This window comes from Kitasatospora sp. NPDC058184, from assembly GCF_042883725.1.
Lineage (GTDB): Bacteria > Actinomycetota > Actinomycetes > Streptomycetales > Streptomycetaceae > Kitasatospora.
In genome coordinates, this window is record NZ_JBHVVE010000006.1 from 393281 (window position 1) to 412406 (window position 19126).

Genomic DNA, 19126 nt, shown 5'->3' on the forward strand with positions numbered 1-19126 from the left:
GGCGGTCGGCTGCCCCGTCACCCGTTCCAGCGGGCGACGGGGTAGCCGTGCGTTCCGGCCAGCAGCCGCGGCGACAGCCGCGGCAGCCAGCTGCCGAGCACCAGCGCGGACGGGTAGAACATCGGCTCGGGCAGCGCGTCCACCGGGACGCGCTCCCAGCCGCCGCACGCGTGCGGCTCGGTGACCACGGCCTCGGCCAGGCTCGGCGGCGCCAGCACGGCGGCCGTCAGCCGGGGCCGGCCGAGCTCGTGGTCGAGGTGGACGGCGAGCACCCGCATCTCCTCGGCGGGCAGCACGATGCCGGTCTCCTCGGCGAGTTCGCGGGCCGCGGTCCGCTCGAAGGACTCGCCGGGGTCGACCTTGCCGCCGGGCAGGCTCCAGGTCGGCGGTTCGCCGGCCGTGGTCCGGCGGCCGATCAGCACCCGGCCGTCCCCGGTGGGCACGATGACCCCGGCGCCGAGCAGCGGCGCGGTCGGCGGGACCGGCGCGGCGGGCGCGGCCGGCCCGGCGGGTCCGGTGGGCGCGGTCGGTCCGGTCGGCCCGGTCGGTGCGGTGCTCAACTCGCCATCCCCTTCGGCTGGTTACCAGTTGGAGCGGTCGTAGTCCTTGAGGAAGCAGCCGTACAGGTCCTCGCCCGCCTCGCCGCGCACGATCGGGTCGTACACCCGGGCCGCGCCGTCGACCAGGTCGAGCGGGGCGTGGAAGCCCTCGTCGGCGAGGCGCATCTTGTCCGGGTGCGGCCGCTCGTCGGTGATCCAGCCGGTGTCGACGGCGGTCATCAGGATGCCGTCGGACTCGAACATCTCCTGCGCGCTGGTGCGGGTGAGCATGTTGAGCGCGGCCTTGGCCATGTTGGTGTGCGGGTGGCCGGCGCCCTTGTAGCCGCGCGAGAAGACGCCCTCCATCGCGGAGACGTTGACCACGTACTTGCGGCGGGACGCGGAGGCGGCCATCGCCGGGCGCAGCCGGCTGATCAGGATGAACGGCGCGGTGGAGTTGCAGAGCTGGACCTCCAGCAGCTCCATCGGGCCGACCTCGCTGACGGTCTGCACCCAGCTGTTGGTGTCCGCGAGGTCGGGCACCAGGCCGCCGGCGTCGATCGCGGTGCCGGCCGCGATCCGGTCGGGCGTCGCGGAGCCGGTGACCAGGGCCAGCGAGGTGACGTCCTCGGCGGTGATCCGCTGCGTGTCGCCGCCCGCCTGGTGGGGGAGGGCGGGCAGGTCGACGCTGCCGCTGCCGAAGCGGCCGATGGTGGTGGCCTGGGGCAGCTCGCCGGCCGGCAGCGGGGCGGACTCGGCGTTGACCAGCTCGCGGTAGGACTCCGGCGGGCGGCGCACGGTCTGCGCGGCGTTGTTGATCAGGATGTCCAGCGGGCCGTCGGCGGCGACCTCGTCGGCCAGGGCCATCACCTGGGCCGGGTCGCGCAGGTCGATGCCGATGATCTTGAGGCGGTGGATCCACTCGGCGCTGTCCGGCATCGCCGTGAAGCGGCGGATCGCGTCGTTGGGGAAGCGGGTGGTGATGGTGGTGTGGGCGCCGTCGCGCAGCAGCATCAGCGCGATGTACATCCCGATCTTGGCCCGGCCGCCGGTGAGCAGCGCGCGCTTGCCGGTGAGGTCGGCGCGGGCGTCCCGGCGGGAGCGGTTCTTGACCGCGCAGTCCTGGCAGAGGTTGTGGTAGAAGGCGTCGACCTCGATGTACCGCTGCTTGCAGGTGTAGCAGGAGCGCGGACGCTCCAGGATGCCGGCGATCTCGGTGGTGGTGACGGTGGTCAGGCCGAAGGCGCCGGCCGTCTCGTCGTCGATCCGGGTGGGCGCGCCGGTGGCGGTACGGGCGGTGACCTCGCGGTCGTTGGCGGTCTTGCGGGCCCGGGTCTCCTGGCGGCGGCGCTGCTTGAGGGTGCGGAATATGCCGCCGACGGCCTTGCGGACGGTGATCGCGTCCGGGTGGTCCACGTGCAGTTCGTCGAGCTCGGCCAGCACCTCCAGGCAGAGCCGCAGCCGCTCGGGGTCGAGGCCGGGACCGAAGTCGGTCTCCTCCTCGGCGCCCTCGACCGGGTCCTGGCCGAGGTCCGTCCGCCCGGTGCCCGTCTGCTCGATGCCCGCCTGTCGGAGGTCCGTCTGGTCGATGTCCGTCTGACCGATGCTCACGCCTGCTGCCGCTTTCCCGATTCGCCACGCCCACACGCGTGAAGCCAAGCCCCTTACCGCGTGAATGCTACGGGAGCGGTCCGGACCGGGGCGAAAAGCCGACGTCGGAGGGGGTCTTTGGATGATCCTCCATGTCTACGCGCGGAGTATTGATCACGGTTTGTACGCAGCCCCAGCAATGCCCGTCGAACTGGCTTTTGCCCCCACCCTCACGGAGAATCGAACGCTGGGTGCCGGGCGCCCGAGTGCGCTCCGGCGGCATCGCCGCAACCGCACCCGAGGTGTATCCCCCCAGCCAGAGAGCCCTCCTTCATGCGCTTCCTGAACGACCTCAAGCCCTCGTACGACCTGACGTACGACGACGTCTTCATGGTCCCCAGCCGTTCCGCCGTGGGCTCCCGGCAGGGCGTCGACCTCTCCTCGAACGACGGCACCGGCACCACCATCCCGCTGGTCGTGGCCAACATGACCGCCATCGCCGGCCGCCGGATGGCCGAGACCGTCGCCCGCCGCGGCGGCCTGGTCGCCATCCCGCAGGACATCCCCACCGAGGTCATCGCCGAGGTCGTCTCCTGGGTCAAGCAGCGCCACCTGGTGTTCGACACCCCGATCACGCTCGCCCCCGGCGCCACCGTGGCCGAGGCGCTCTCGCTGCTGCCCAAGCGCGCGCACGGCGCCCTCGTGGTGGTCGAGGACGGCAAGCCCGTCGGCGTGGTCACCGAGTCCGACTGCCAGGGCGTGGACCGCTTCACCAGCCTGGCCGACATCATGTCCCGCGAACTGCTGCTGCTGGACGAGGGCATCGACCCGCGGACCGCCTTCGAGAAGCTCACCGAGGCCCACCGCAAGCTGGCCCCCGTCGTGGACGGCGAGGGCCGACTGGTCGGCATCCTCACCCGCAAGGGCGCGCTGCGCGCCACCCTGTACACCCCGGCCGTGGACGAGGCCGGCAAGCTGCGGATCGCCGCCACCGTCGGCATCAACGGCGACGTCGCGGGCAAGGCCGCGGCGCTGATCGAGGCCGGCGCCGACGTGCTGGTGGTCGACACCGCGCACGGCCACCAGGAGTCCATGATCAGCGCGCTGCGCGCGGTGCGCGGCCTGGACCCGCGGGTCCCGATCGTGGCCGGCAACGTGGTCTCCGCCGCCGGTGTCCGCGACCTCGTCGAGGCGGGCGCCGACATCCTCAAGGTCGGCGTCGGCCCCGGCGCCATGTGCACCACCCGGATGATGACCGGCGTCGGCCGGCCGCAGTTCTCCGCCGTCCTGGAGTGCGCCGCCGAGGCCCGCCGGCTCGGCAAGCACGTCTGGGCCGACGGCGGCGTGCGCCACCCGCGCGACGTCGCGATGGCGCTGGCCGCCGGCGCCTCCAACGTGATGATCGGCTCCTGGTTCGCCGGGACCTACGAGTCCCCGGGCGACCTCCAGACCGCCGCCGACGGGCGCCAGTACAAGGAGAGCTTCGGCATGGCCTCGGCCCGCGCCGTCAGCAACCGCACCGCCCAGGACTCCTCGTACGACCGGGCCCGCAAGGCGCTGTTCGAGGAGGGCATCTCGCACTCCCGGATGTTCCTCGACCCGACCCGCCCCGGCGTCGAGGACCTGATCGACTCGATCATCGCGGGCGTCCGCAGCTCCTGCACCTACGCGGGCGCCGGCAGCCTGGAGGAGTTCCAGGAGAAGGCGATCGTGGGCATCCAGAGCGCGGCCGGCTACGCCGAGGGCAAGCCGCTGCACTCCAGCTGGGCCTGACCGGCTCCGGCGCCCGCTGCGCCTGTTGTGCCTGCCGGGACCGCCGCGTCGGGGCCCGCACCGTCGGCCGTCCGGTTCCTCGCCTCGGGGAGCCGGGCGGCCGCGGCCGTTGCGGGGGGCGTCGCGGGGGCCGTTACGGGGGTGCGGTGCCCGGGGGCCTGGCCGCTGATCCGGCCACCGGCCGCTCCGGTGCTCCGCCCGTCCTCCGGTCCGCCGCCGTGCCTCCCGCCCGGCCTCCCGCCGTGCCCGAGCGGGAGCAGCAGGACGCGGCCGAGCAGCCCGACCGAACCGTCCAGCGCCGTGGCGAGGGCCCGGGCGGCGCCCGGCAGGTGCCGCAGCTCCCAGAGCGCCTCGACGGTGCCCCAGGCGCCCTCGCGGGCGGCCCCGACCGACCAGGCGCCGAGCAGGTGGGTGAGCGGCTCGGCGCGCTCCAGCAGGTCGGGCCCGGGCATCAGCTGCTCCCGGACGGCCGTCTCCACCTCGGCCAGCACCCGGTCGATCCGGTGGTAGTCCGGCTCGACGTCGGACGGCTCGCAGCCCCGGCGGCGGCAGGTGTCCACGACGGCCAGCGGCAGGTCGTGCTGGATGTGGGCGGCCATCCCGGCCAGCGCGAACTGCAGCGGGTGCACCCCCGGGTGGGCGCGCAGCGCGAACAGCGGCCGCCAGCAGGCGGGCGGCTCCTGCCCGGCCGCGTCGGCGGCCACGGCCCGCAGGTACCGCCCGGCGAACACCACGTCAAGCTCGGCCACCGCCGACGGGTCGGCGAAGCGCCCGCCGTCCAGCCGGTCGCGGACCGCCTCCGTCACGGTGAGGTAGAGCCGGTTGAACACCCCCACCCCGTCGGCCGGGGGCAGCCCCGCCCCGATCTCCCGCAGCCGGCCGACCACCTGCTCGACCGTCCGCGCCTCCACGACCACTGCCGTCGTACGATCCACCGCCGTGTCGGGCATGCGCCACCCTCCGATGTCGATCGTGCACTGATCGCATCATCGTGACAGCGCTGCCCGTGCCCGGGCGGATGCGGCACGCCTCCGTCGGGCCGGTGTCGCACGGTCAGGCCGGTGTCGCACGACCGGGCCGGTCCCGTCGTGACATGGCGTCGACTTGGCCAAAGCCTTGCCGGTACTTTTCCGATCCCCCACCTCCTGTCATGATCCGTGACCGTGATTAACCGTCGTACCCTGATCGCCGCGTTCGCCGCGGCCCCGGCCCTCAGCACCCTCGGCGCCGCCGTGGGCAGCACCCCCGCGAGCGCCGCCGCCGACCTGTACCCCTCCAATACGGCCCTCTACGTCAACCCGACCGTGGTCGAGGGCGTGGACTACGGCCGCCGCTACCGCCGGCACCTGGTCGACGACCAGAGCCCGCAGGGCCGTACGCCGTTCGTCCGGACCACCGTCATCGCCCCGCACGGCGGCGGCATCGAGGGCGGCACCTCCGAACTGTGCCTGGCCATCGCCGGCTACCACCCGGCCGACCTCGCCCCGGCCCCGGCCGCCGGGCCGACGCACGACTTCTGGATGTTCGAGGGCCTGCGCTCCTCCAACAACAGCGAGCTGCACGTCACCTCGACCCACTGCGACGACGGAGTGGCCCGCGCGATGTGCGCCGGCAGCCGCAACGTGCTGTCGCTGCACGGCTGCACCGCCGCCCAGGCCGGACTGGAGGTCGGCGCCCAGGCCGTGCTGGTCGGCGGCCTGAACCCCACCTTCCGCCAGTACCTGATGGAGGAGTTCGCGGCCGCGGGCATCCGGGCCGTGACCGCCTCCGGCGAGGAGGAGATCGCGGGCATCTCCCCGGAGAACATCTGCAACCGCAGCCTGCTCGGCATGGGCGCCCAGCTGGAGATGACCACCGAGCTGCGGGCCGCGATGTTCGCCCCGGGCAAGAACACCCGCACCGAGCGGGCGGCCAACACCCTGCCGCTGTTCTGGGCCTACGCGACCGCGGTCCGGACCGCGATCCAGCGGCTGGAGGCGACCCAGCCCATCCTCTGACGGACCGGGGCCGCCGGCCGCGCGCGCCGCGGCCGGCGTCAGCCCAGCCCGTACTCCAGGACGTAGGTGTGGGTGCCGGACCCGTCGACGGTCAGGTGGAACTCGCCGGTGATCCCGGCCAGCTCGCCCGTGCCCGTGCCCGGCACCACGCGTATCGATGCGCCGGTGGTGTCCCACGCCGCGTGCTGGAGCACGAACGAGCCCTTGCGCCCGTCCAGTTCACCCGTCACGTGCTCCACCGCGACGTACGAGGCCGGGCTGCCGGAGGGGCCCGCGACGGAGAGCATCCGCACCTCGCTCTCCCCGCTCAGCCCGCCCGTGAAGGTCTTGGCGATCCGGACCCGCCCGAACGCCGCGCCCTCCCGCTCCTCCGTCTCCACCGGCTCGAACGCCGTGACCTCGAAAGACCCGCTCGCCCTGCTCCCGCTCCCCATGGCACCGTCCCCTCGTCGATCCGCGACCACCCTGCGGCCGACTCCCCGCCGACCGTGGACCGAGCCTTGCACACACCACTGACAATCGCGGCCGGGAAGCTCACCGGAGCTGCTCTCCGGGCAGTTCTCCGGACCGCTTTCCGGACCGCCCTCCCGAGCCATCGGCGCGGCCCGGTCACGGCTCCCAGCGGATCGCCAGCACCGCCGCGTCGTCGGCCAGCCCGGCGTCGCCGACCCAGCCGCCGACGTCCGTCAGCACGGCGTCCAGCAGGTCCGCCGGGGTGCCGCCGTGCAGTCCGGGCAGCCGCTCCGCGATCGGGTAGAACCGGCCTGCGGCGTCCCGGGCCTCCGACACCCCGTCGGTGTGCAGGAGCAGCAGGTCGCCCGGCTCCGGGTCGAACCGCCGGTCCGGGTAGCTGTCGTCGGTGAGCCCGAGCAGCCCCAGGGGAGGCGCCGGGAACGGGGGCTCCAGCTCGCTCACCCGGCCCGCCCGGCGCAGCAGCGGGGGCGGGTGGCCGCAGTTCACCAGCCGCACCGGCCCCCGGTCCGGCGCCACGTCGAGCAGCAGCGCGGTGGCGAACCGCCCCTCCTCCGACGGCCGGGCGGCCAGCGCCGCGTCCAGCCGTTCGGCGAGCCGCCCGGGGTCCGGCTCGGTCCGCGCGGCCTCCCGGAACACCCCGAGGACGTCCGCCGCCGTCTCCACCGCCGGGAGGCCGTGCCCCTGGACGTCCCCGAGCAGGATGCGCAGCCCGAAGCGGGTCTCCACCACGGCGTACAGGTCCCCGCCGATCCGGGCCTCGGCGGCCGCCGCCACGTACCGCACCGCCAGGCGCAGCGGCCCGATCCGCTCCGGCGGCGGGCGCAGCAGGGCCCGCTGGGCCGCCTCGGCCACCGTCCGGACCTGGAACAGCTCCCGCTCGCGGGCCGCCACCAGGACGACGCTGGCCGCGCTGGCCAGGGTCGAGGCCAGGACGGTGACCGGCACGCTGATCCGGACCGAGAGCGGCAGCTGCGCGTTGGCCGACTCCAGCAGGCCGACGGCGACCACCGCGGCCGCGCCGACCAGCAGCGGCACCCGGGCCCGCCGGGTGGTCGCACCGGCCAGCACCGGGGCCACCGCGAGCAGCGGCGCCAGGGTGGTCCCGGGCCCGATGGCCAGCGCGGCCACCACGGCGGCGACCAGCAGCAGGAGCGAGCCGTAGAGCAGCAGCCGGGTCCGCCTCGGCAGGTGCAGCGGCGGCACCCCGTCCGGGCCGTCGGCGGTCACGCGTCCTCCAGTGGTGCCGGCCGGTGGGCCGGACGTCGGTTTGCTGGTCCCTCGGCCCTCAGCCCTCCGGCCCGCCGGATGCCCGGTGGACGGCCGGCGGACGGTCGGAGGCCCCCGGCATCACGAGGGCCTCCGGTCCACTTTCCCTGCCCGGCCCCGGGTCAGCACCTCGGCCGAGGGGCGCGCGCCGGCGCGCACTAGGCTGGGCCGGGAGATGAGACGCAAGAGCCGCCGCCCGGCCTCCCCCCTCCCGCAGCGCCACGGTGTGGACCCGGTCCACCTCCGGCTGCCGCTCGAAGGCCCCTGGCCGACCGTGCGGGACCACCTGGTGGACCGACTGCCCGCCGTCCCGGCCGAGCGGATCGACGCCGCGCTGCGGGACGGCGAGATCGTCGGCGAGCAGGGCCCGATCGCCCCGGCGGAGCCGTTCAGCCCCGGCGCCCACCTGTGGTTCTACCGGGACCTCCCCGAGGAGGTGCGCGTCCCGTTCGAGCTGGTCGTACTGCACCGCGACGAGCACCTGGTGGTGGTCGACAAGCCGCACTTCCTGGCCACCACCCCGCGCGGCCGGCACGTCACCGAGACGGCGCTGTCCCGGCTGCGGCACGCCCTCGACCTGCCCGCGCTCAGCCCCGCGCACCGCCTGGACCGGCTCACCGCGGGCCTGGCCATGTTCGTCGTCCGCCCGGAGGACCGCGGCGCCTACCAGACGCTGTTCCGGGACCGCCTGGTGCGCAAGGAGTACGAGGCGGTCGCCGGGTACGACCCGGAGCTGAGCCTGCCGCGCACCGTACGCAGCCACATCGTCAAGGAGCGCGGGGTGATCGCCGCCCAGGAGATCGACGCGCCGCCGAACAGCGAGAGCCGGATCGACCTGCTGGAGCGCCGCGACGGCCTCGCCCGCTACCGGCTGCGGCCGCTGAGCGGGCGCACCCACCAGCTGCGGCTGCACATGTGCGGCCTCGGGCTGCCGATCCTCGGCGACCCGGTCTACCCGGTCGTGCTGCCCGAGCCGGCCCCCGACGACTTCCGCCGCCCGCTGCAACTGCTCGCCTCGACGATCGAGTTCACCGATCCGCTGACCGGTCGGGAGCGCCGCTTCGCGACCCGCCGCACACTGACCGCCTGGACCGACCCGCAGGGCTGGGCCGACGACGCCGGTCCCGGGCCCCAGGACCTCCGAACGATCTAGCTAGGGCCAACGTCCGAGCCGGTCCCCGTTCCGGCGGCCGATCCGCCGACCGGCCCGGCGGCGGGATGGTGTGCGGCATGAACGCAGGCACCAACGCAGGAACCAACGCAGACAACAACGCGGGCAGGAGCGCAGGCGTGACGAGCGCAGGCACCGGCGGGGCGCGCCGCGCCGCCGTACCGCGGAGCGCTCCCGTCGCCCTGGTCACCGGAGCCTCCCGCGGCCTCGGCCTGGCCCTCGCGCGCGCCCTCGCCACCGACGGCTGGCAGCTGGTGATCACCGCCCGGGGAGCGGCCGAACTCGCCTCCGCCGCGGCCGATCTGGCCGCCGTCACCAGGGTCGTCGCCCTGCCCGGCTCCGTCGTCGACGACGACCACCGCGCCCACCTGGCCGGGGCCGCGGAGGAGCTCGGCGGCGCGAGCCTGCTGGTCAACAACGCCGGAACGCTCAACGGCGCCCCCGGCCCCGGCGGGCAACCGCTGCCCCGGCTGGCCGACTTCCCGCTGCCGGGCCTGCTGGAGACCTTCGAGGTCAACACGTTCGCCCCGATCGCCCTCACCCAGCTCGTGCTGCCCCAGCTGCGCGCCCACGCCGGCGCCGTCCTCAACGTCAGTTCCGAGGCCGCCGTGGTGCCCTACCGCGGCTGGGGCGGTTACGGTGCCAGCAAGGCCGCGTTGGACCTCGCCGGTGACGTACTCGCCCGGGAGGAGCCGGAGTTGCGGGTCTGGTCGGTGGACCCGGGCAGCATGCGCACCCGGATGCTCCAGGAGGCCGGCCCCGGCGAGGACGTCTCCGGCGCGCCGCTGCCCGAGCGGGTGGCACCGGCCCTGCTCGGCCTGCTTCGCGACCGCAGGCCCTCCGGCCGCTACCGCGCCGAGGACCTGGCCGGCCGCTGACGACACCCCCCGATCTCGGTGTCCCGCCCCAACTCGCCTCTCGCGCACCGGCCGAGAGACGCGGTGCGACAGCCGCCGGTCGTTCAGGCGGAGGGTGTTGCCCCCGGGGGCAGCTCCAGCTCGAACCAGACCACCTTGCCGTCCTTGGTCCGGCGGCTGCCCCAGCGGTGCGCGAGCTCGTTGACCAGGTGGATGCCCCGGCCGCCCTCGTCCTCGCTGTGGGCGCGGCGGATCCGCGGCACCTCGGACTCCTGGTCGGCGACCTCGACGGTGAGCACCCGGTTGCAGTACAGCCGCAGTTGGGTGGGCGATCCGGCGTGCACCAGCGCGTTGGTGATCAGCTCGCTGGTGAGCAGCTCGGCCCAGTCGATGAGCGCGTCGAGTCCCCAGGAGGCCAGCGTCTCGCGGGTGAAGCGGCGCGAGTGGGCGACCATGGCGTGGTCGCCGGTGAGCCGCAGGGTGGCGATCCGGTCCGCACCCTTCGGGCGGACCTGCGCCATGATGACGGCGATGTCGTCCTCGCCGGTGGTCTCGGTGAGCCGCTTCAGGACGGCGTCGCAGGTCTGTTCCAGCGAGCCGCGCCGGTCGGCGACCGTCCGGCACAGCAACTGCAGTCCCTCGTCGAGGTCCTGGCCCCGGCGCTCGACCAGCCCGTCCGTGTAGAGGGTCAGGATGCCCTCCTCGGGGAGGGTGAACTCGGCGCTCTCGAAGGCGACTCCGCCCACCCCCAGTGGGGCGCCGGTGGGCAGCTCGACCAGGTGCGCCCGCCCCTCGGTGTCGGCGACCACGGGCGGCAGGTGCCCTGCGCTGGCCGCGGTGCACTGGCGGTCCACCGGGTCGTAGACCACGCAGACGCAGGTGGCGAACTGGCCCTCGCCGATTCCCGCGGTCGCCTCGTCCAGCCGGTACAGCACCCGCTCGGGGTCCAGGTCCAGGGTGATCAACGTCCGTGCGGCCGTGCGGAGTTGACCCATGGTGGCGGCGGCCCGGATGCCGTGGCCCATCACGTCGCCGACGATCAGCGCGACCCGCCCGGAGGACAGCGGCACCACGTCGAACCAGTCGCCGCCGACCTCGCTGACCACGCTGCTCGGCAGGTAGCGGTAGGCGAGGTCCAGCCCGAGCGTGCGGTGCACCTCCTGTGGCAGCAGGCTGCGTTGGAGGGTGAGCGCGGTGTCCCGTTCGCGGCGGTAGAGCCGTCCGTTGTCGATCGCCAGCGCGGTTCGGGCGGCCAGCTCCTCGGCCAGCGAACGGTCCGCCGACCCGAACGGCACCGGGTTGCGGGAGCGGACGAACTCCGCGCCGCCCAGCACCTGTCCGCGCGCCACCAGCGGCACCATCAGGTACGAGTGCACCCCGGCGTCCAGGCTCGGCTGCACCCGGTCGGGCGAGGCGACGATCCGGCTCAGCTCCTCCTCGGTCACCTCGGAGACCAGGATCGAGCGCCGGGTGCGCAGGCTCTGCGCGTACAGCCCGGCCGACTGCGAGGTCTCGCCCACCTGGTCGGCCGCCCCGAGCATGCCGCCGTCCGGGCCGGTGTCGCCGACCGCCACCGCCCGCATCAGCACCGGGCCCTCCGCCGGGACCGCCCCGGGCTCCTCGCCGCTGAGCACCGCCTCGCGCAGGTCCACCGTCACGAAGTCGGCGAAGCGCGGGATCACCACCTCCACCAACTCCCGGGCGGTGCGGTGCAGATCGAGCGTGGTGCCGATCCGGTTGCTGGCCTCGTTCAGCAGCGACAGCCGCTGCTGGGCGGCCCACGCCTCGTCCAGCGCCCGCTGCCGGGCGGCGGCCGCGTCGCGCTCGCGGGTGAACAGCAGCGCGTTGTCGATCGAGACGGCCGCCCGCACCGCCAACTCCCCGGCCAGCGCCACGTCGTCGTCATCGTACGGGCGCTCGACCCGGGTGCGGTAGAAGCCCGCCACGCCGACCGGGGTGCCGCGCGCGATCAGCGGGACCACCATGAACGACAGCACGTTCTGCTCCCGTACGGCGGCCTGCCGCACCGGGTCGTCGGCGAACCAGGCCATGCCCTCCTCGTCCATCCTGGGCACCAGGACGGGCTTGCGGTGCGCCAGGCACCAGGCGTACGGCGAACCGGGCACGAAGCGGTGCAGGTTGCCGGTGCGGGCGATCGGCGCCAGCGTCGAGCCGGGCACCGAGTGGAAGGCCATCCGCCGCAGCAGCGCCGAGCCGTCCACCGGGGCGGTCGCCTCGCGCTCGCCGCGGACCAGCTCCTCCAGCACCTCCACCACCACCGTGTCGGCCAGCCTCGGTGCTGCCACCTCGGCCAACTCCTGCGCGGTCTGGGCGAGATCGAGCGTGGTGCCGATCCGGGCGGAGGCCACGTTGACCAGCGCCAGACGCTCCTGCGCGGCCCTCGCCTCGCGCAGCGCCTGCTGCCGGGCCAGCACGGTCTGGTGCTGGCGCAGGTACAGCCGGGCGTTGTCGATCGCGACGGCCGCGCGCGAGGACAGTTCGTCGCCGAGCGTGATGTCGGCCGCCGCGAAGGACTCCCGCGCGCCGCGCCGCGAGTACACCACCATGCCGAGCGTCGTACCGCGCGCCACCAGCGGGGTGATCCGCACCGAGCGCGGGCGGTCGCCCAGGTAGGCCTGGCGGCGGCTCTCGTGGACGGGCTCGCTCAGCATCGGCAGCTCCCAGGAGGGCACCACCACCGTGCGCCCGCCGGCCAGCGCCCGGGCGTACGGGGAGTCCGGCCGCAGCTCGTACACCGCGTCCACCGGCAGCGAATCGGCCGGGTAGACGGCGTCGGCGGAGGCGATCGCCAGGCGGCGCACCAGCAGCGGGACGTCCGGCGCGGGCGGCTCCACGTTCCGGCCGGCCACCAGTTCCTCCAGCCCGAACACCGCGCTGATGTCGGCGACCCTCGGCACCATCGCGTCGACCAGCTCCCGGGCGGTCTGCCGCAGGTCCAGCGTGGTGCCGATCGAGGCGGTCGCGTCGACCAGCAGGGACAGCCGCTCCTGGGCGCGGGCCGCCCGGGCGTCGGCATGGAAGCGCTCGGTGATGTCGATGACCGTGGCGCACACCCCGAGCACCCGGCCGCCGCGGTCCCTCAACCGGAAGTACGAGGCCGACCAGGCGTGGTCGTGGCTCGGGTCGCCCGGGGTACGGCCGTGCGCCAGGTCGTCCACCACCGGCTCGCCGCTCTCCAGCACCCGGCGCATCACCGCCTCGGACTCCGGGGCGTTGATCCCCGGCAGCACCTCGGTGAGCCGACGGCCCAGCGGCTCCTCGACGCCCAGGCCGTTCGCGTCCGCCAGCGCCGCGTTCAACCGGACGAAGCGCAGGCCGGTGTCGAACACCGCCATGCCGACCGGGGACTGCGTGAAGAACCCGTCGAGGAGCGCCAGATCGGCCTGGAGCCGGTGCAGCGTCGTCACCTCGGAGGCCACCGCCAGCACCATCGGGGCACCGCCCGGGCCGCGGATCGGATACGTACGGAACTCCAGGTTCACCAGGTGCCCGTCCCGGTGCCGCACCGGGAACACCCCGGACCACGGCCGGCCCGCCAGGATCTGCCGGAACAGCTGGAGCACCTCCGGCCGGTGCTCCTCGGAGGTCAGCAGCGTCGCCGCCCGCGCCCCCACCGCCTCCTGCGCAGGGTGCCCGAGCAACGCCTCCGCGTCACCGCTCCAGTGCAGGATCCGCCCGTCGGCGTCGATCAGCGCCGTGGCGATCGGCACCATCAGCAGGGCGTCCTGCCGAGGCTGCCCCGCGCGCTGCGCGTATTCGTCCACCATGGCCAGAGAACCGTCCCAGAAACCGTCCGGAGATCGTTCCCACCAGCCCTGCCATCTTCGCACGCACCCCCACCCACCGCAGCCGCCCCAGCCCCCACACCCCGCCCTCAAGCGCTGCCCATGGAGGCAGGGCCTCCACCACCACCCGACCCGGCAGCTCCCGCACGAGAAGTCGATCCAGCCGACTCCCTGTGCGCCCTACCCGAGCACGGTTCCTGTCGCTGCGGCCTCCACCACGCCCCGAGCTGGTGCCCGCGCGAGAAGTCGGCCCAGTCGACTTCTCGCGTCCCTACCCTCAGGCGCCGCCCACGGCGGCGCGGCCTTCACCACCACTCGAACCGGCAGCTCCCGTGCCATCCGTCGGCCTCGGAGCGACTGCCCCGAGCCCCTCACCCCGGTTGTGTGCAGGAAGTCGGCCTGGCCGACTTCCTGCACCCCGCACCCTCTGGCGTTCTCCATACCGGTGCGGCCTCCCGCTGCCGCGACGAATCGACGGGTCCCGTGCAGGAAGTCGGTCCAGTCGACTTCCCGTGCTTCGAGTCCGAGTGCGGTTCCTGCCGGCGAGGCTTCCAGCACATCCCCCAAGCGGTGCCCGCGCAGGAAGTCGGCTTGGCCGACTTCCCATGTCCTGCTCCAGTGATCCTGCTCGCCAGGCGGCGTATTGCCAGGGCTTGCTTCGCTTGTGCCGCGCTATCTGTTGGCCTCGGCGCGAGCGTCCGGAAGCAGCCCACCCCGGCTGCGCGCAGGAAGTCGACCGCGCCGACTTCCTGCACCCCATTCCCAGGTGTTGTCCATGGCGGTGTGGCCTTCATTGCCGCGACGGATCGGTGGGTTGCGCGCGGAAAGTCGATCTAGCCGACTTTCTGGGCCTCCCGCCCGAGCGTGGTTCCTGTCGCTGCGGCCTCGACCCGGCTCCCAACCGGTGTCCGCGCGGAAAGTCGATCCAGTCGACTTCTCGCGTCCGACCCAAGTGCGATTCCTGTCGGTGAGGCCTCCACCATGTCCCCAAGCGGTGTCCGTAGAGGAAGTCGGCCGAGCCGACTTCCTACGTCCTGTTCCGGTGACGCTGCTCGTCAGGGAGCCCCTTGCCAAGGGCTCGCTTTGCCTGTGTCGAGCCGCAGTGGCGCGAGCAGGGGCCGGTGCCATCCGTCGGCCTTGGAGGGTCCGCCCGAGAGCCGCTGACCCCGATTGTGCGCAGGAAGTCGACTGGGCCGACTTCCTGTGCCCCATTCCCAGGAGTTGTCCATGGCGGTGCGGCCCCGACTGCCGCGACGAACCGGCGAGTAGCGCACGGGAAGTCGATCCAGCCGACTTTCCGTGCTTCCTGCCCGAGCGCGGTTCCTGTCGTTCCGGCCTCCGCCAGGGCCCCGAACCGACAGCTCCCGCACGAGAAGTCGGCCCAGTCGACTTCTCGCGCCCCTACCCTCTGGTGCCACCCACGGCGGCGCGGCCTCCACCACCATTCGAACCGGCAGCTCCCGCGTGGGAAGTCGACCGGGCCGACTTCCCACGCTCCATTCCCAGGTGTTGTCCATGGCGATGTGGCCCCCGCTGCCGCGACGAACCGACGAGTAGCGCATGGGAAGTCGATCCAGTCGACTTCTCGTGCCTCGCCCAGTGACGCTATTCAGTACGGGGCGTTTGGTCGGGGGGCTCGCTTCGCCGGTGTCCGGCTCGCACTTCAGGCGGGCGAGCCCCGGTTGATGTCGGCGGAGCCGGGGAGGGTCCTTCCGCCTGGGTGTGCGTGGGAAGTCGATTGAGCCGACTTCTCGTGCGCTTGGAGGGTGGGATTTCCGTGTGTGGGCTCCCGGTCTGCTCGCGAATTGTCCGTTGGCCTCGGCGCGGTCGTCCGGAGGCCTTCCGCGTAGGCCTTGGGATGGTGGTTCGGGCGGACCGGTTGCGCGGTGCTGGCGCCTGGATCGGCGCCGGCGGCTCCGGGGTTCGCTGCTTCAGGCCACATGTTGCGGCAAATGGCATCGGCAGCGGCTCAATTTGGGTTCTGGGTCACGGAAAGTCGTCCAGAACCTCAACCGTTGGCCGACAAAACCGGTGCCTGTGTTGCCACAGGTGGGGAGGCGTTTCAGCTGCCGCGGCGGAAGTCGGATGGGCCGACTTCTGGTGTCTCGCGGGGGTGGGAGGGGGGTCTGGTGGCTCACGGGACGGGGGTGGGGTGGGTGGTGCGGGATTCGGTGGTGTGGGCGGCGAGGGCGAGGAGGGCGCCGAGGAGGCAGAGGGCGGCGGCGGTGAGGGTGGCCCGGTCGGTGCCTGCGGCGAGGGTGTGGGCGGTGGGGTGGGGGGAGCCGGCGACGGTGACGGTGAGGGCCACGCCGAGGGCCGAACCCAGGTAGCGGGAGGTGTTGTTGGCGCCGGAGCCCATGGCGGCCCGGTGCGCGGGGACGCTGCTGACCGCGAGCCGGGCGAGCGCCGCGTTGAGGATGCCGCTGCCGATGCCCGCGACGGCGAGTCCCGGGGCCAGTCGCAGCCAGGACGAGCCGGGGGTGAGCCCGTACAGCGCGGCCTCGCCGGTGCCGCAGACGAGCAGGCCGAGGGCGACCTGGGCGGTGGCGGGCAGGCGGGTGGCCAGGTGGCGGGCCTGGAGCGCGGAGACCACCGAGAGGCCCGACCACAGGGCCAGCACGCCGGCCGCGGCCGGGCCGGACAGGCCGAGCACGCCCTGGAGCAGGGTGGGCAGGTAGCTCATGAAGCCGACCAGGGCCAGCCCGGTGAACAGCGCCCCGCCGGTGGCCGCGATGAAGCCGGGGCTGCGGAACAGGGCGAGGTCCAGCATCGGCTCCCGGACCTTCGCCTCGACCACGGCGAACGCCGCCAGTAGCAGCACCCCGCCCGCCAGCAGTGCCACCACGGCGGGCTGTCCCCAGCCGCCGCGGCCTTCGGCCAGTCCGGCGATCAGGCAGGAGGTGCCGGCGGCGAGGGTGAGCACCCCGTACGGGTCGAGGGCACGCGGGCGTTCGGCCCGTGACTCGGTGAGGACCCCGGCGGCGCAGCCGGCCACCACGGCGGCGGCCACCGCGATCCCGCCGCTGACCGCGCGCCATCCGGCCCACTGCTGGACCAGGGCGCCGTACACCGGCCCGATCGCGATGCCCAGTCCGACCGCCGCGCCCCAGACGCCGAGCGCCCGGATCCGGCCGGGCCCGGGCGGGTGGGCGTGGCTGATCAGGCCGAGCGCGGGGGCCAGGACGGCGGCCGAGGCGGCGCCGAGGAGTACCCGGGAGGCCAGGTAGACGGCGCCGCCGGGGGCGAGGGCGGCCAGCGCCTCGGCGGCGGCGAACAGCAGCACGCCGAAGGTGAAGACCCGCTTGCGGCCGTGGTCGTCGGCGGCGCTCCCGGCGGTGAGCAGCAGCGCCGAGATGCCGACCAGGGTGCCGGTGAGGATCCAGGTGCGGCCGGAGGCGCCCAGGTGGGCGGCCTGGGCGGTGGCGGCGAGCGAGGCGGTGGGGGCGGTGTACGCGACGGTGGTCAGGGCGGTCGCCGCCGCGGTGGTCGCCAGCGTGGCCCCGGGCCGGACGCGCGGACCCGGGGCGGCGGGGGTGGTGGGGGTGGCGGGGGAGGAGGTGGGTGAGGAGCCAGGTGGTGCGGGGGGCATGGGTGTTCCCTCCGAGGGCCGGACCTTTATGGTCTGGTGAATGAACCTTCGTCTCGAATGGCACGCTACCACCGCTGGTCTGTTCATTGAACCTATTAGAGGGGTGGACTAGGCTGACGCCCATGGCCCTGGGAACCGACTACGAACTGCAGGAGTGCGCGCTGGCCCGCGCCCTGGAGGTGGTCGGCGAGCGTTGGAGCCTGCTGATCGTGCGCGACGCGTTCTACGGTGTGCAGCGCTTCAACGACTTCCTCGCCCACCTCGGCATCCCGCGCGCCGTCCTCACCTCGCGCCTCAACGCCCTGGTCGCGGCCGGGGTGCTGCGAAAGGAGCCGTACCAGCGGGCGCCGCTGCGCCACGGCTACCTGCTGACCGGTACCGGCCTCGAACTCTGGGGCCCGCTCTACCAGTTGAGTCGCTGGGGCGGCCGGCATGCCACCGAGGGGGGCCCGTACCACCTCTTCGCGCACGCCGTCTGCGGCACCGACCTCGACCTCGTCGGCGTCTGCCCGGCCTGCGGCGGCGGGCCCGTCCCGCCGACCGCGGTCGTCATGCGCCCCAACCCCGCCCGGGCCGGCGGTCACCGCGAGGACCCGGTCTCCCGCGCCCTGGTCCGCCCCCACCCGCTGCTCGAACCGATCGCCTCGGCGGCGGTGCTGCCCGGCTGACCGTAGGCAGGGCGCCCGTACGCCGACGGGGCCGCTGGCGCGTTGCCGACGGCCCCGCCCGGGAACCGCTGTCACTCGGAAATCGCTGCCCCGGGGACGGCCGTCAGGAGGTGAACCGCACCTCCGGGTTGGCGGCGTTCGGCCCGTCGAGCAGCGGCTGGGGGACGCCCTTCAGCTGGAGGTCGAAGAACGCCCCGACGTACTGCCGGGTGAGGGCGACGGCCCGCTGGCTGCCGATGGTGGTGTCCGGGCCCTTGGGGAGGCCGAGCCCGTCGAAGAAGAGCGGGAAGTCGGTGAAGCTGCCGTGGTCGGTGCCGTCGACGGTCAGCCAGCGCTTCCAGCCGTCCAGCCGGGGCCAGCTCCTGAGCCAGCTCTCGTCCTCGCCGCCGCCGGGCAGCGGGTGGCCGATCATCAGGTACGGCTTGCCCTTGATGCCGGACTCGGGCACCAGGTAGTCCATGGTGCCGTCCAGGTCGACCCCGGCCCGGATCCGGTCGTCGGTGAGCAGGGCCGGGACGGTGGCGGCGCCACCGGCGGAGTGTCCGGCCATGGCGATCCGGTCGCGGTCGATCAGCCGGGCGTAGCGCCAGGCCGGGTGCGGGCGGTCGGTCAACTGGTCGATGACGAAGGAGACGTCCTTCGCCCGGCTCGCGTCCAGGGCCTCCCAGGCCTCCTGGGTCCTCAGCGTCCCGCACACCTCGCAGGGGAGCGTCCGGCCGTCGGGGAAGGTGGTCCCGGTGTTCTCGTAGGTGTGGTCGACCAGCGCGACGACGTAGCCGCGGCTGGTCAGGTCCTCGGCGAGGCTGCTGAGCGTGGCGCGCGGCATGGTGAAGCCGGGCGACAGGACCACCAGCGGGTAGTGGCCGCCCTGGGGGCGGGCCCCGGACTCCGCCCACGTCCGGGTGCCGGACACCGCCTCGGTCGGGATGGTGTTGCCCGGCAGCTTCCCGTCCAGCAGCGCGCGGGCGGCGGGGGGCGTCATGTACGGGGCGGGGGTGCCCGTCCCGGCGTGCGCGGGGTAGTACATCGAGACCATCAGCTGGCGCGGACCGGCGGCGGGCACCCACGGGTCCGGACGGTTCTGGTCCACGAGGTGCAGGACCTCCTGCCCGACCGCGTACGGCCCGGTCGGGCGGGGGAGTTCGACCTGGGCGGCGGTCCGGGTGGTCGGGTTCGCGGGAGCGGTGGCGGAGCTGGCGGGCGCGGCCGCCAGGGCCGGCGCGGCGGCGGCGACGGACAGCGGCAGCGCGAGCAGCAGGGCCGCAGCGGCGGCGGTCGTACGGAGTCGGCTCATGTCAGCGACCGTAGGCCGCCCGCCACGGAACTGACGTCCACTCAGCGGCGTACTGATCCCTTCCGGAAGGAGCTGTGGGGCCCCCTAGGGGACGGGCCTGGG

Annotated in this window: 13 protein-coding genes; 5 read left to right on the plus strand and 8 right to left on the minus strand. The window is 74.1% G+C overall.

The window, feature by feature from the left end; translation table 11 throughout:
• Positions 1-17: 17 nt before the first annotated feature.
• Both ACFVXH_RS14885 and ACFVXH_RS14890 read right to left on the minus strand, forming a co-directional pair.
• Positions 18-560: an NUDIX hydrolase gene (locus ACFVXH_RS14885; RefSeq protein ID WP_387823464.1), complete on the minus strand. Its 543-nt coding sequence runs from the start codon at positions 558-560 to the stop codon at positions 18-20.
• A gap of 21 nt (positions 561-581) precedes the next feature.
• Positions 582-2000, minus strand: coding sequence for an SDR family NAD(P)-dependent oxidoreductase (locus tag ACFVXH_RS14890; RefSeq protein ID WP_234348576.1), 1419 nt, complete (start codon positions 1998-2000; stop codon positions 582-584).
• 462 nt (positions 2001-2462) lie between these two features.
• Between ACFVXH_RS14890 and ACFVXH_RS14895 the strand changes: the two genes are divergently transcribed.
• Positions 2463-3902 (plus strand): GuaB1 family IMP dehydrogenase-related protein, encoded by a 1440-nt coding sequence (locus ACFVXH_RS14895; protein WP_049656920.1) that lies wholly within the window; start codon positions 2463-2465, stop codon positions 3900-3902.
• Here the strand turns inward: ACFVXH_RS14895 and ACFVXH_RS14900 are convergent.
• The gene (locus tag ACFVXH_RS14900; RefSeq protein ID WP_387823467.1) at positions 3863-4852 is read right to left on the minus strand and encodes a DUF5995 family protein; all 990 of its coding nucleotides are present in this window, start codon (positions 4850-4852) and stop codon (positions 3863-3865) included. The genes ACFVXH_RS14895 and ACFVXH_RS14900 overlap by 40 nt on opposite strands.
• A 207-nt stretch (positions 4853-5059) precedes the next feature.
• Between ACFVXH_RS14900 and ACFVXH_RS14905 the strand changes: the two genes are divergently transcribed.
• Positions 5060-5899, plus strand: a complete 840-nt coding sequence (locus tag ACFVXH_RS14905; RefSeq protein WP_387823469.1) for a poly-gamma-glutamate hydrolase family protein — start codon at positions 5060-5062, stop codon at positions 5897-5899.
• A gap of 38 nt (positions 5900-5937) precedes the next feature.
• Here the strand turns inward: ACFVXH_RS14905 and ACFVXH_RS14910 are convergent, their stop codons facing one another.
• Together ACFVXH_RS14910 and ACFVXH_RS14915 are read right to left on the minus strand one after the other, a co-directional pair.
• A complete protein-coding gene (locus tag ACFVXH_RS14910) occupies positions 5938-6333 on the minus strand; it encodes a DUF3224 domain-containing protein (protein WP_387823472.1) in 396 nt (131 codons plus the stop codon).
• A 175-nt stretch (positions 6334-6508) separates the two neighbouring features.
• The gene (locus tag ACFVXH_RS14915) at positions 6509-7600 is read right to left on the minus strand and encodes a PP2C family protein-serine/threonine phosphatase (protein WP_049655986.1); all 1092 of its coding nucleotides are present in this window, start codon (positions 7598-7600) and stop codon (positions 6509-6511) included.
• A gap of 214 nt (positions 7601-7814) precedes the next feature.
• Between ACFVXH_RS14915 and ACFVXH_RS14920 the strand changes: the two genes are divergently transcribed.
• Positions 7815-8792, plus strand: a complete 978-nt coding sequence (locus ACFVXH_RS14920; protein WP_387823475.1) for a pseudouridine synthase — start codon at positions 7815-7817, stop codon at positions 8790-8792.
• 137 nt (positions 8793-8929) lie between these two features.
• Positions 8930-9688, plus strand: a complete 759-nt coding sequence (locus tag ACFVXH_RS14925) for an SDR family NAD(P)-dependent oxidoreductase (protein ID WP_387823478.1) — start codon at positions 8930-8932, stop codon at positions 9686-9688.
• Positions 9689-9771: 83 nt separating this feature from the next.
• On the opposite strand, the gene ACFVXH_RS14930 is transcribed toward ACFVXH_RS14925, so the two are convergent.
• Together ACFVXH_RS14930 and ACFVXH_RS14935 are read right to left on the minus strand one after the other, a co-directional pair.
• Positions 9772-13455: a SpoIIE family protein phosphatase gene (locus tag ACFVXH_RS14930; RefSeq protein WP_387823481.1), complete on the minus strand. Its 3684-nt coding sequence runs from the start codon at positions 13453-13455 to the stop codon at positions 9772-9774.
• A gap of 2152 nt (positions 13456-15607) precedes the next feature.
• Positions 15608-17062 (minus strand): MFS transporter, encoded by a 1455-nt coding sequence (locus tag ACFVXH_RS14935; RefSeq protein ID WP_387823484.1) that lies wholly within the window; start codon positions 17060-17062, stop codon positions 15608-15610.
• 122 nt (positions 17063-17184) lie between these two features.
• On the opposite strand from ACFVXH_RS14935, the gene ACFVXH_RS14940 reads away from it, so the two are divergent.
• On the plus strand, positions 17185-17730 hold the full coding sequence (locus ACFVXH_RS14940; RefSeq protein ID WP_049651332.1) for a helix-turn-helix domain-containing protein: 546 nt from the start codon (positions 17185-17187) through the stop codon (positions 17728-17730).
• A gap of 103 nt (positions 17731-17833) precedes the next feature.
• Here the strand turns inward: ACFVXH_RS14940 and ACFVXH_RS14945 are convergent, their stop codons facing one another.
• Positions 17834-19024 carry an alpha/beta hydrolase family protein gene (locus ACFVXH_RS14945; RefSeq protein ID WP_387823488.1) on the minus strand — a complete coding sequence of 397 codons (1191 nt, stop codon included), beginning with the start codon at positions 19022-19024 and terminating at the stop codon, positions 17834-17836.
• Positions 19025-19126 lie beyond the last annotated feature (102 nt).